We start from the raw sequence: 12199 nt of genomic DNA, 5'->3' as shown, positions 1-12199 counted from the left end.
AGGGAGGAATTGTTTTGGCATCGATCACATTTAAAGGAAGTCCTGTCACGCTTGTAGGAAATGAAGTAAAAGTAGGCGAGCAGGCTCCTGATTTTACGGTATTAACGAACTCACTTGGAGAAGTTTCACTTTCTGATTTAGCAGGAAAAGTGACGATCATCTCAGTGATTCCTTCTATTGATACAGGTGTGTGTGACGCACAAACAAGACGTTTCAATGAAGAGGCAGCGGGTTTAGGTCCTGTCAATATTTATACGATTAGTGCAGACCTTCCATTTGCACAAGCACGCTGGTGCGGAGCAAACGGAATTGAAAATGTCGAAACATTATCTGATCACAGAGATATGTCATTTGGTGAAGCATTCGGAGTGTATATGAAAGAATTGCGTTTATTGGCGCGCGCAGTCTTCGTATTAGACCCTAACGGAAAAGTGGTTTACACTGAATACGTAAGTGAAGCAACGAATCACCCAAATTATGAAAAAGCCATTGAAGCTGCAAAATCACTGTTATAAAAGCAGCATCGACAAGAGCTCCGGCTTCATCCTGGGGCTCTTTTCAATGAGAACATATAGCTTTTAACAAAGCGAGGAGAGAAAAGCATTGCAGAAAGATCAAGTAAGTACGATTTTTGAACTGCTCGATACAGCTTCTATTCGATTAAAAAAGGAACAGAGCATTTCTTATATTGAAGCATTGGCAGAAGCAGGAGAAGCCTTTTTCCAAGCAAATGATCGAAACGGTTTATTAAAGGATTTGATAGAGAAAGCAGATTTTGCTTCTTATGATCATGAGCAGATTCGTAAAGCGTTTCAGCTCGCCGTATTGAAAGGTCAAAAGGATATTTCTCATCCAAATCGCCAGATGACACCAGATACGATTGGACTGTTTGTCAGCTATTTGGTGAACAAATTTTTAGATGGTCAAAAAGAGCTTGTAGTCTTTGATCCAGCAGCGGGAACAGGAAACTTACTTCTTGCTGTTTTAAATAATCTCACTGCAGAAACAAAACGCGGCTTTGCGTCTGAAATTGATGATGTGCTCATTAAAATTGCTTGGGCGCAGGCGAATTTAGAGGAGAAAGAAGTTGAGCTTTTCCACCAGGACAGTCTTGAGCCGCTTCTGATCTCACCGGCAGATGTCACTGTATGCAGTCTCCCAGTCGGCTATTATCCAAATGATGAGCGTGCAGCAGACTTTGAATTAAAGGCAAAAGAAGGACATGCTTTTGCCCATTATTTATTCATTGAACAAAGCCTTCGCTACACAAAAGAAGGCGGCTTCTTATTCTTCATCATTCCAAATGATTTGTTTGAAGGAAAAGAGAGCGTACAATTAAAGGATTTCATCAAAGATCATGCGTATATGAATGCGTTAATTCAGCTGCCAGTGTCCATGTTTAAGGATAAAAAACACGCCAAAAGCTTATTTGTGATGCAAAAGAAAAAAGAAGGGCTGGAAGCACCAAAAAGAATGCTGTTTGCCAATCTTCCATCTTTCTCACAGAAGGAAGCAATGGTCGGTGTGATGAGAAAACTAGACCAGTGGTTTATAGAAGAAAAAGAAACGAAAGAATAGCCAGAGTGATTTCTGGCTATTTTACTATTCAGAAAATAACGACTTATTGATGTAAGCGATAACAGTTTAAAGGTGCACTTGAAATGCAAAGTTTTCAATGTTTAAATGAAAAAGTCAGATATTTTTCGGACTTATCGTTAAACTATAAAAGACCCGTCAAACAGGTTGAATATAGCACCGGAAAAAACGTGAAACCTTATATAACAACTGAGTAAAAGGAGCGACAGTAATGTCCAAAATTATTGCAATCAACGCAGGAAGCTCATCTCTTAAATTCCAATTGTTCGACATGCCAGAAGAAACCGTTTTAACAAAAGGGCTTGTTGAAAGAATCGGAATGGACAACAGTATCTTCACGATTTCTGTAGATGGAGAAAAGAAAACAGAAGTGACAGATATTCCAGATCACGCAGTAGCGGTCAAAATGCTGCTTGAAAAACTAACTGAATTTCACATCATCAAAGACTTTAATGAAATTGATGGCGTAGGACACCGCGTTGTTCACGGCGGAGAGAAATTCAGCGATTCTGTTCTTTTAACTGATGAAGTGATCAATGACATTGATCAGCTTTCAGAGCTTGCACCACTTCACAACCCTGCAAACGTTGTAGGAATCAAAGCATTCAAACAAATTCTGCCTGACGTACCAGCGGTTGCTGTGTTCGATACAGCATTCCACCAAACTATGCCAGAGCAGTCTTACCTATACAGCCTTCCGTACGACTACTACAAAAACTTTGGTATTCGTAAATACGGATTCCACGGGACAAGCCACAAGTTTGTAACAGAGCGTGCAGCCGAGCTATTAGGCCGTCCACTAGAAGAGCTTCGTCTGATTTCTTGCCACCTTGGAAATGGTGCGAGTATCGCAGCAGTTGAAGGCGGAAAATCAATTGATACATCTATGGGCTTTACACCACTTGCTGGTGTTGCAATGGGTACACGTTCTGGTAACATTGACCCTGCCCTTATTCCATTTATTATGGAAAAAACAGGACATACTGCTGAAGAAGTGCTTTCTACTTTGAATAAGAAGAGTGGTCTTTTAGGTGTGTCTGGTCTGTCAAGTGACCTTCGTGATATCGAAGAAGCAACAGAAGAAGGAAACGACCGTGCAGAAGTTGCTCTTGATATTTTTGCGAGCCGTATTCATAAATACATCGGCTCTTATGCAGCTAGAATGAATGGCGTAGATGCGATCATCTTCACAGCTGGAATCGGTGAAAACAGTTCAGAAGTAAGAGCACGTGTACTTCGTGGTCTAGAATTCATGGGCGTTTACTGGGATCCATCCCTAAACAACATGAGAGGCGAAGAAGCATTCATCAGCTACCCGCACTCACCTGTAAAAGTAATCGTCATCCCAACAAACGAAGAAGTAATGATTGCAAGAGACGTTATGCGTTTAGCGTAATCAAGTTTGAGAAGCTCTTTTCCAATAAGGAAAAGAGCTTTTTTCTGTTAAAAGCAGCATGCTATAATGTTGTCCAATATGAAGCAAAAGGGAGCGGTGCGAAAGATGAGCGTGACAGAACATAAACGTGAGGCGAAAGAAAGGCTTTATGTGAAAGTCATTACGGTCAGTGATACAAGAACGAAAGATACAGATAAAAGCGGCCGTCTGATGATTGATTTGCTCAAAGAACAGGGACATCTTGTTCTTGCATACGATATTGTAAAAGATGATATAGGATCGATTCAAGACGCTGTGCTGGAGGGAACAAGCGAACCGAAAATAGATGCCGTCTTGTTAAATGGCGGCACAGGAATTGCTGCAAGGGATGTGACCATTGAAGCAATCACCCCTCTTTTTTCCAAGGAACTGCCTGGCTTTGGCGAAATCTTCCGCATGCTCAGTTATACAGAAGACATAGGTTCAGCTGCTATTTTATCCAGGGCAACGGCAGGGGTCGTCAATCAAAAGGCTGTCTTTGCCACGCCGGGATCTACCGGAGCCGTTCGTTTAGCCATGACCAAACTCGTGATTCCAGAGCTTCCTCATGTCTTACGAGAGCTTGAAAAGGATCAAAAATAGCCCAAAATGACTCTGCCAAGAAAATTTGGCAGAGTTTTTTTCATAAAGGGGTTGAAAAAACAATTTTTCCTTGTTACAGTGTATACATACTAAATGCATGTTTATAAATTAAAACTTATTTTTATGCAAAAACATTCACAGAATCAAAACAAGCGAGAGGAGCTTTTCAATCATGTCACAAAATAAAAAAGTCGTATTAGCATATTCCGGAGGTCTTGATACCTCTGTTGCAGTTAAATGGTTACAAGAGCAAGGATACGAAGTCGTTGCTTGCTGCTTGGACGTAGGTGAAGGAAAAGATTTAGCATTCGTTCAACAAAAAGCACTTCAAGTCGGAGCTGTTCAATCATACATGATTGACGCAAAAGAAGAATTTGCTGAAGAGTTTGCGCTCACTGCATTACAAGCACACACAATGTATGAAGGAAAATATCCACTAGTATCTGCACTATCCCGCCCGCTTATTGCAAAAAAATTAGTGGAAGTGGCAGAAAAAGAAAATGCAGTAGCAGTTGCTCATGGATGTACTGGAAAAGGGAACGACCAAGTTCGTTTCGAAGTATCCATTAAAGCATTGAATCCAGACCTAGAAGTTCTTGCACCAGTGCGTGAATGGAAATGGTCTCGTGATGAAGAAATCGATTATGCACAAAAACACGGTATTCCAATTCCGATTAACTTAGACAGCCCATATTCAATCGACCAAAACCTTTGGGGCAGAAGTAACGAATGTGGCATTTTAGAAGATCCTTGGGCTGCGCCGCCAGAGGGTGCATACGATCTGACAAATCCACTTGAAAAAACGCCTGACACACCTGAAATCATTGAGATCACGTTTGAAAAAGGAAAACCGACTGCGATTGATGGTATCCAATATTCATTATCTGATCTCATCCTTCATTTAAATGAAGTCGCTGGTCAGCATGGTGTAGGCAGAATCGATCACGTTGAAAACCGTCTTGTTGGCATCAAATCCCGTGAAGTGTACGAGTGCCCAGGTGCTGTCACACTTCTTAAAGCACATAAAGAGCTTGAAGACTTAACGCTTGTCAAGGAAGTGGCACACTTTAAACCAATCGTTGAACAAAAAATGGCTGAATTAATATACAACGGCTTATGGTTCTCACCGCTTAAAGAAGCACTAGATGCATTCTTACAAGAAACACAGCAGAACGTAACGGGTGTTGTACGTGTGAAACTATTTAAAGGTCATGCCATTGTAGAAGGACGTAAATCACCATATTCACTTTATGATGAAAATCTAGCAACTTATACAAAAGCAGACGAATTCGATCATGATGCAGCTGTAGGATTTATTAACCTTTGGGGCTTACCGACAAAAGTAAACAGCATCGTGAATAAAAAGGAGCAGGTTAAAGCATGAAAAAGCTTTGGGGAGGCCGATTTCAAAAAACACCAGAAAAATGGGTCGATGAGTTTGGCGCGTCCATTCATTTCGACAAACAATTAGTCAAAGAAGATTTGACCGGCTCCCTTGCTCATGCAAGTATGCTGAATAAATGCGGTATCCTCGGCGATGAGGAGGCCGCTGCCATCAAAGACGGACTAAATACGCTCATGAAAAAGGCAGAGGCGGATGAACTGGAATTCTCAGTCGATTATGAAGACATTCATTTAAACCTTGAAAAAATGCTCATTGATGAGATTGGTCCGCTTGGCGGCAAATTGCACACAGCGAGAAGCCGGAATGATCAGGTTGCAACCGATATGCACTTATATTTGAATAACCAAGTCGAGCATATTATTGAGCTGATCTCTTCCTTTCAAACGGTGCTTGTAGAAAAGGCAGAACAGCACGTTGAAACAATTTTTCCAGGATATACGCACCTGCAGCGTGCACAGCCTATTTCGTTTGCCCATCATATGCTCGCCTATTTTTGGATGCTTGAGCGTGACAAAGCGCGCTTTCAAGATTCATTGAAGCGAATTAACGTGTCTCCACTTGGATGCGGAGCGTTAGCAGGAACGACATTCCCGATTGATCGTGAATATACAGCAGAGCAGCTTGGCTTTGACCACATTTACGAAAACAGCCTCGATGGTGTGAGTGACCGGGACTTCATTTTAGAGTTTTTATCTAATAGCAGCCTTGTGATGATGCATCTCTCACGTTTTTGTGAGGAAATCATTTTATGGTGCTCGCAAGAATTCAAATTCATTGAACTCGATGACACGTATGCAACAGGCAGCAGCATGATGCCGCAGAAGAAAAACCCGGATATGGCTGAATTAATCCGCGGGAAAACAGGCCGCGTGTATGGCAATCTGATGGGGCTTCTCACGATTATGAAAGGCTTGCCGCTTACGTATAACAAAGACCTGCAAGAAGATAAAGAAGGCATGTTTGATACAGTGAAAACCATCGCTGGCAGCCTGCAAATTTTCACAGGCATGATTCAAACGATGACAGTGAACGAAGATGTCATGAAAAAGGCAACAAAAGAAGATTTCTCAAACGCAACAGAAGTGGCAGACTACCTTGCGAAAAAAGGCATGCCATTCCGTGAAGCACACGAAATCGTTGGCAAGCTTGTGTATACATGTATTCAAAAAGGCATCTATCTAAGTGATCTTCCTTTTGAAACATTTACAGAAGCAAGCGAACTTTTTGAACAAGACATTTACACAGTTCTTGACCCATATGTTGCTGTTGAAAAAAGAACAAGTGCAGGCGGAACTGGATTCAAACAAATTCAGCTCGCTTTAGAAAAAGCAAAAGCCTGCCTGGCATAACTTATCAAAACCATTCGTTTATACGGATGGTTTTTTTGTCATGGAAAAAGGAGATTGATGATCATTGGAGAAATGAAAGCATACCTGCGTCAAGCAGAAGAGGGAGTGACAGCAGATCATGAAGAAAATGCTTGAGGCTTTGTTTCATCAACCAATCGTATCAGTGAAAACGTTAGGAGAACAATATGGCGGACGGGTTAATGATGTGTGGCTGATCTCCTTACAAGATAAAACGGAATATGTAGTCAAATCTCCTAAAACTGCAAGAGAAGAAAGTGAATTTGTGTTTGGGATCAAGATGATCTATGGAGTAGATGACCGTACTGTACAAGAGCATATCGATCAAATCAATCAAAAGCTGTCTCATATGAATTCCTTTCATATTCCAGAAGTTGTTCGTAAAGTGAAGAAGGCAGGGAGACATTTTTATGTAATGGAAAAAGTAGAAGGAACACCTTGTACATCTTTTGAGGGACGTTCATCAGACTTTTATAAGGATTATGGGAGGAAACTAGCACAACTTCATTCATATCGTACTGACTTTTTTGGTGCAGTCTACGGAGCTGAAAAGAAGCATTTGAGAGAATTCCATGCTGTGTTAAAAAAGGCTGTATCCAAACTCATAGACCGCTATTACGCTGATCAGCCTGAATTTCACTGTTATGCAGAAATTGTGCTGCAAAAGATTGAAAAGCTAAGGACGCCTGATTCAGCCAGTCTTATTTTAATTGATTTAGATCCGTCTCAATATATTGAAAATGATGATCAAGTGACGAGTTTAGTTGATACAGAATATGTCGTATATGGACCAGCTGCGTTTGATTTTATTGCATTGGAATACCTTTTGACGAAAGAAGCTGCCCGCAATGTTCAATTGGGGTATGAAGAGATTTGCCCGCTTCCTCGAGATATTCATGAGGTGAGAGAGTGCTATCGTTTTGTTTCTCTGCTTCTCGATATCCATGGCTCATGGGATTTGAAAAAGTGGATGAATCACCCTATACTGTTTGACTCATATCGATAAAGGGTTCATAAGTGCGCCAGATGCCGGTTTATAGTAAAGTAAAGATAACAAAAGAAACACGTGAACTTGCAACCTTTGCTTTAGGAGGAGATTGTGTGCGACACGCATTAATAACAGCGGGTTCTAAAGGACTTGGCCGGAAAGTCACCGAGTCTTTACTGAATATGGGGTATTCTGTGACAGTGAATTATCGAAGTGATGATGAAGCTGTCCGGCAGATGAAAGAAGAACTACAGCAGTACGAAGATAAGCTTCAATTTGTCCAAGGTGATGTGACAAAAAAAGAAGATTTAAAAAACATGGTAGAGTTGGCAGCAGAGCGATTTGGGCGGATTGATGCCCTGATTAACAATGCTGGCCCTTATATTTTTGAACGAAAAAAACTGGCGGATTATTCTGAGGATGAATGGTATCAAATGATGGAAGGCAACCTATCAGCAGTATTCCATTTGTTCCGAATGGTCATCCCAATGATGAGAAAACAAGGCTTTGGCCGCATTATCACTTATGGCTTCCAAGGTGCAGACCATGCGCCAGGCTGGATGCACAGATCAGCCTTTGGAGCGGCAAAAGTGGGCCTTGCGTCATTGACGAAAACCATTGCGATTGAAGAAGCCGAAAATGGTATCACGGCCAATATGGTGTGTCCAGGCAAAATCGTTGGAGACATGAAAGAATCGACAATAGAGGAAGCCCGTCAAATCAAAGACGATGAAACGCCGATAGGCAGGTCTGGCACTGGAGAGGATATAGGACGTATCATCTCATTTCTATGCGATGACCGTTCAGATCTTATTACAGGGACCGTCATTGAAGCAACAGGTGGTCTTAACGTGATTCACAGGCATTAAGTTTTTCAGCTTTTTATAGAGGGAATAAATGATATGAGATCAAAAATTGAAAGGTGGATATACTCACATGAAAGCTACATATCATGGACATTCAGTTGTACACATTGAAACAAACGGATACCATATTTGGATTGATCCATTTTTAAATGGAAATAAGCACACAGAGATCAAACCGCAAGATGTGAAAGCGGATGTCATTTTACTGACACATGGACATGGAGATCACATCGGCGACACCATTGAAATGGCTAAAAACAATGATGCACTTGTTGTCGCGCCTTTCGAACTTGCCACGTATTTAAGCTGGCAAGGGGTGAAAACGCACCCGCTTTCTATTGGAGGCGGCCGTGAGTTTGAATTTGGTAAAGTGAAGCTTACGCAAGCGTTCCATGGTTCAGCTGTCATTGATGAAGAGGCACAGACAATTACGTATACAGGGATGCCATCAGGTATTTTATTCACGGCAGAGGGCAAAACCATTTATCATGCTGGAGACACTGCTCTCTTTTCAGATATGAAGCTGATCGGTGAACTGAATCATATTGAGCTCGCATTCCTTCCAATTGGTGATAACTTCACGATGGGACCGGAGGATGCAAGAATCGCAGCAGAATGGCTGCGGGCAAAACAGGTCGTTCCGATCCACTACAGCACATTCCCGCCAATTGAACAGGATCCGCATGCATTTGCAGACAGCCTGCATGGCGGCGTCGGGCATGTGTTAAACAGCGGGGAATCAATCGAGATTTAATCCTCATATGAATAAAGCTGGCACACAAATGCCGGCTTTTTTTATTTGCCTTCATCTGCTGAAAGAAAAGACAAATTGCTATTAAAAGCCTCCTGCCCTTATAATGAAACATAGATGAAAACGCTGAAAACAAAAAGGGTGAACGGGATTGGCGACAAAGCATGAGCAAATTTTATCGTATATTGATTCATTAGATGTCGGGGAGAAAATTTCTGTCCGGCGCATAGCGAAAGAAATGAAAGTGAGTGAAGGGACCGCTTACCGGGCCATCAAAGATGCTGAAAATAAAGGATTCGTCAGTACCATTGAACGAGTCGGCACCATTCGAATTGAACAAAAGAAAAAAGAAAATATTGAAAAACTGACATATGCAGAAGTGGTCAATGTCATTGATGGACAGGTCCTTGGAGGACGCGCCGGATTACATAAAACGTTAAACAAATTTGTCATTGGAGCGATGGAGCTGGACGCAATGATGCGCTATACGGCTGCTGGCAACCTGCTCATCGTCGGAAACCGAATCAATGCCCACAGACAGGCATTAGAGGCAGGGGCGGCTGTGCTGGTCACAGGCGGATTCTCAACAGATGATGAAATCATTCAGCTCGCAGATGAGCTGGAGCTGCCGATTTTATCGACAAGCTACGATACATTTACCGTAGCGGCCCTCATTAACAGAGCCATTTATGACCAATTAATTAAAAAAGAAATTGTGCTTGTAGAAGATATTTTAACGCCGATTGAACGCACCGTGTATTTATCACCAGAGGATAAGCTTGAAAAATGGTATGAAAAGAATTATGAAACTGGCCACGGCCGTTTCCCGGTCGCAGATGATCAAATGAAGATTCACGGAATCCTCACCTCAAAGGATATTGCGGGGCATGACCGCTCCACACCGATTGAAAAAGTGATGACGAAAAATCCGCTGACGGTCATTGGCAAGACATCTGTCGCCTCAGCTGCACAAATGATGGTGTGGGAAGGCATTGAGGTGCTGCCAGTTGTGGATGATTTTGCGAAGCTGATCGGTATGATCAGCCGTCAGGATGTGCTCAAGGCGCTCCAAATGATTCAAAAGCAGCCGCAGGTCGGAGAAAAGCTGGATGATGTTGTCTCAAGAGGGTTTAAAGAAGCCGATACAGAGAAACCAAAAGCGGATGCGGTTTATCAATACGAGGTTACCCCGCAAATGACGAATCAGCTTGGAAACATTTCATATGGGGTGTTCACACAAATTTTAATCGAATCTGCCAACCGCTTCTTAAAATCTCATAAAAAGGGCGAACTGATCGTCGAGAGTCTCTCTGTCTATTTCTTAAAACCGGTCCAAATGGAATCCACAATCCAGATTAAGCCGAATATTTTAGAAGTAGGGCGCAAGTTTGGAAAGCTGGAAGTGGAGGTTTATCACCAATCGAATATCGTAGGCAAAGCGATGCTGATGGTGCAGCTGATGGAGAGGGGATAATGATAAAAAGGGCGAACTTATGTCGCCCCTTTCCTTATTACGCGTGATCTTTTTCGCCTTCCTTTAAGAAGAGCGGAAGGTAATGCTTGTAGGCTTTATACCCAGCCCACGTACTGCCGATACCAACGGCAACAAAAATAAATCCGATGACAAATGCGAGTGACGAGCGGTTTAAAAATAATTGATTCACACCGAAGAGCAGGACAAAGCAGCCAAGTGCCATACTGGATTTCGCCGACCAGAATTTTTTCTCGACTGGCCGGTTCGTACGGACATTTTTTGCTTTGTAGTATAAATAAAACATGGCAGAACAAATAATAAACACAATCAAAACAAGCATGTGCCAAGCCTCCATTGTAAGTGGTTACAACCCTATTTTAAACGTAAATAGGCTTGCTTACTAGAATAAATTGTCTATTCCTCACTTTTCCGTCACGATAGATTATGATTTAATAATAAAAAGAGTATCGCATGAGAAGGAGTTTTTATGAAAAAAGAACTGATTAGAACCATATCATTATATGACACCATCATCATCCATAGACATGTAAGACCAGATCCTGATGCGTATGGATCGCAGTGCGGCCTTACGGAAATCTTGCGTGCCACCTATCCAGAAAAAAATATTTATGCGACAGGAACGCCTGAGCCATCCCTTTCATTTTTATATGAACTCGATGAGGTACCAGACGACGTGTATAAAGGGGCCCTTGTCATTGTCTGTGATACGGCCAATCAAGCAAGAATCGATGATCAGCGCTATTTAATGGGCGATAAGCTGATGAAAATCGACCATCATCCAAATGAAGATCCTTATGGTGATTTGCTTTGGGTGGATACAGAGGCAAGCTCTGTGAGCGAGATGATTTATGAATTGTACTTAGAGGGGAAAGAAGAAGGATATCAGCTGAATACAAAGGCGGCTGAATTGATCTATGCCGGCATTGTAGGAGACACAGGCCGCTTCCTTTTCCCAAACACAACGAAAAAGACACTCAAATATGCAGGTGAACTCATCGAATATCCATTTTCATCTTCAGATCTTTTCAATCAATTGTATGAGACAGATTTGAATGTCGTGAAATTAAATGGTTATATTTTTCAACATATTTCTTTGTCAGAGAACGGGGTTGCATCTGTTTTCATTAAGCGTGAAATTTTGGAATCGTTCCAAACAACAGCGCAGCAAGCCTCACAGCTTGTTGGGACACTAGGAAATATTGCAGGCATTAAGGCATGGGTCTTTTTTGTGGAAGAAAACGATCAGATTCGTGTTAGATTCCGCTCTAAAGGCGTCGTCATTAACACCATTGCGAAAAAATATCATGGCGGCGGCCACCCGCTTGCAGCCGGTGCGTCCATTTATGATTGGGCAGTAGCAGATGAGATTTTGCGTGATTTAGAGGAAGTATGTAAATCATCATCATAAGAGAGGAGGGATACTTAAGTCCCTTCTCTCTTTTTTGTCATGGAGAAAAGGGTTACTTGCATACAGGGATAAACCAGCAGCCGATGTCTGTTGAATCTTCATAGGCTTGGAGATTTTGATGCTTTAATTCTTTTTTAATTAAATGAGCCATCATTTCTGTCTCAGCATAGGCGCACATGCCGTCTTTGATCCGGCTTGCTTTGTCTCGTGCCATTTGACGATAGCTGTAAACCTCCATTGTCCTCACCTCTTTCTATTTAAGATCTCGTTCTACTTTTAGTGTATAAAAATGAAGCGTGAAAAGCG

Annotated in this window: 13 protein-coding genes; 11 read left to right on the top strand and 2 right to left on the bottom strand. The window is 41.9% G+C overall.

Features of this window, described 5'->3' with window-relative positions:
• Positions 1-14 precede the first annotated feature (14 nt).
• The 10 genes from tpx (at position 15) to NSQ25_RS13225 (ending at position 10464) form a co-directional block, all read left to right on the top strand.
• Positions 15-515, top strand: a complete 501-nt coding sequence (gene tpx / locus NSQ25_RS13270; protein WP_024424810.1) for a thiol peroxidase — start codon at positions 15-17, stop codon at positions 513-515.
• Positions 516-603: 88 nt separating this feature from the next.
• Positions 604-1578 (top strand): class I SAM-dependent methyltransferase, encoded by a 975-nt coding sequence (locus NSQ25_RS13265; protein WP_034279615.1) that lies wholly within the window; start codon positions 604-606, stop codon positions 1576-1578.
• Positions 1579-1807: 229 nt separating this feature from the next.
• Positions 1808-2992 carry an acetate kinase gene (locus NSQ25_RS13260; RefSeq protein WP_024424808.1) on the top strand — a complete coding sequence of 395 codons (1185 nt, stop codon included), beginning with the start codon at positions 1808-1810 and terminating at the stop codon, positions 2990-2992.
• Between the two features lie 105 nt (positions 2993-3097).
• Positions 3098-3613: a MogA/MoaB family molybdenum cofactor biosynthesis protein gene (locus tag NSQ25_RS13255; protein ID WP_024426150.1), complete on the top strand. Its 516-nt coding sequence runs from the start codon at positions 3098-3100 to the stop codon at positions 3611-3613.
• A gap of 172 nt (positions 3614-3785) precedes the next feature.
• On the top strand, positions 3786-4997 hold the full coding sequence (locus tag NSQ25_RS13250; RefSeq protein ID WP_024424806.1) for an argininosuccinate synthase: 1212 nt from the start codon (positions 3786-3788) through the stop codon (positions 4995-4997).
• A complete protein-coding gene (argH, locus tag NSQ25_RS13245; protein ID WP_024424805.1) occupies positions 4994-6367 on the top strand; it encodes an argininosuccinate lyase in 1374 nt (457 codons plus the stop codon). The genes NSQ25_RS13250 and argH overlap by 4 nt, the downstream gene beginning before the upstream one ends.
• A 118-nt stretch (positions 6368-6485) precedes the next feature.
• Positions 6486-7391, top strand: coding sequence for an aminoglycoside phosphotransferase family protein (locus NSQ25_RS13240; protein WP_101676768.1), 906 nt, complete (start codon positions 6486-6488; stop codon positions 7389-7391).
• A 95-nt stretch (positions 7392-7486) separates the two neighbouring features.
• Entirely contained in the window at positions 7487-8242 is a 756-nt protein-coding gene (locus NSQ25_RS13235; RefSeq protein ID WP_034279624.1) for an SDR family oxidoreductase, read from the top strand.
• Positions 8243-8309: 67 nt separating this feature from the next.
• Positions 8310-8993, top strand: coding sequence for a metal-dependent hydrolase (locus tag NSQ25_RS13230; RefSeq protein ID WP_041115017.1), 684 nt, complete (start codon positions 8310-8312; stop codon positions 8991-8993).
• A gap of 148 nt (positions 8994-9141) precedes the next feature.
• On the top strand, positions 9142-10464 hold the full coding sequence (locus NSQ25_RS13225) for a CBS domain-containing protein (protein WP_144496299.1): 1323 nt from the start codon (positions 9142-9144) through the stop codon (positions 10462-10464).
• A gap of 37 nt (positions 10465-10501) precedes the next feature.
• Here NSQ25_RS13225 and NSQ25_RS13220 read toward each other — a convergent pair whose 3' ends face one another.
• Positions 10502-10804, bottom strand: a complete 303-nt coding sequence (locus tag NSQ25_RS13220) for a YtpI family protein (protein WP_003216665.1) — start codon at positions 10802-10804, stop codon at positions 10502-10504.
• Between the two features lie 147 nt (positions 10805-10951).
• Here NSQ25_RS13220 and NSQ25_RS13215 point away from each other — a divergent pair, with 147 nt between their 5' ends.
• Positions 10952-11893: a bifunctional oligoribonuclease/PAP phosphatase NrnA gene (locus NSQ25_RS13215; RefSeq protein ID WP_024424800.1), complete on the top strand. Its 942-nt coding sequence runs from the start codon at positions 10952-10954 to the stop codon at positions 11891-11893.
• Positions 11894-11945: 52 nt separating this feature from the next.
• Here the strand turns inward: NSQ25_RS13215 and NSQ25_RS13210 are convergent, their stop codons facing one another.
• A complete protein-coding gene (locus NSQ25_RS13210) occupies positions 11946-12131 on the bottom strand; it encodes a hypothetical protein (RefSeq protein WP_003216400.1) in 186 nt (61 codons plus the stop codon).
• Between the last annotated feature and the right edge of the window lie 68 nt (positions 12132-12199).

The organism is Bacillus sp. FSL R5-0512, assembly GCF_038593295.1.
In the GTDB taxonomy this organism is placed as follows: Bacteria; Bacillota; Bacilli; order Bacillales; family Bacillaceae; genus Bacillus; species Bacillus safensis.
Note: the sequence above shows the minus strand (reverse complement) of the source record. Positions and strands in the feature narration are given on the sequence as shown.

Bases quoted from the DNA above. Each gene is read 5' to 3' on its own strand.
- NSQ25_RS13260 (WP_024424808.1), top strand. From the start codon at position 1,808: ATGTCCAAAATTATTGCAATCAACGCAGGAAGCTCATCTCTTAAATTC.
- argH (WP_024424805.1), top strand. From the start codon at position 4,994: ATGAAAAAGCTTTGGGGAGGCCGATTTCAAAAAACACCAGAAAAATGG.
- NSQ25_RS13230 (WP_041115017.1), top strand. From the start codon at position 8,310: ATGAAAGCTACATATCATGGACATTCAGTTGTACACATTGAAACAAAC.
- NSQ25_RS13255 (WP_024426150.1), top strand. From the start codon at position 3,098: ATGAGCGTGACAGAACATAAACGTGAGGCGAAAGAAAGGCTTTATGTG.
- NSQ25_RS13250 (WP_024424806.1), top strand. From the start codon at position 3,786: ATGTCACAAAATAAAAAAGTCGTATTAGCATATTCCGGAGGTCTTGAT.
- NSQ25_RS13210 (WP_003216400.1), bottom strand. From the start codon at position 12,131: ATGGAGGTTTACAGCTATCGTCAAATGGCACGAGACAAAGCAAGCCGG.
- NSQ25_RS13240 (WP_101676768.1), top strand. From the start codon at position 6,486: ATGAAGAAAATGCTTGAGGCTTTGTTTCATCAACCAATCGTATCAGTG.
- NSQ25_RS13220 (WP_003216665.1), bottom strand. From the start codon at position 10,804: ATGCTTGTTTTGATTGTGTTTATTATTTGTTCTGCCATGTTTTATTTA.
- NSQ25_RS13215 (WP_024424800.1), top strand. From the start codon at position 10,952: ATGAAAAAAGAACTGATTAGAACCATATCATTATATGACACCATCATC.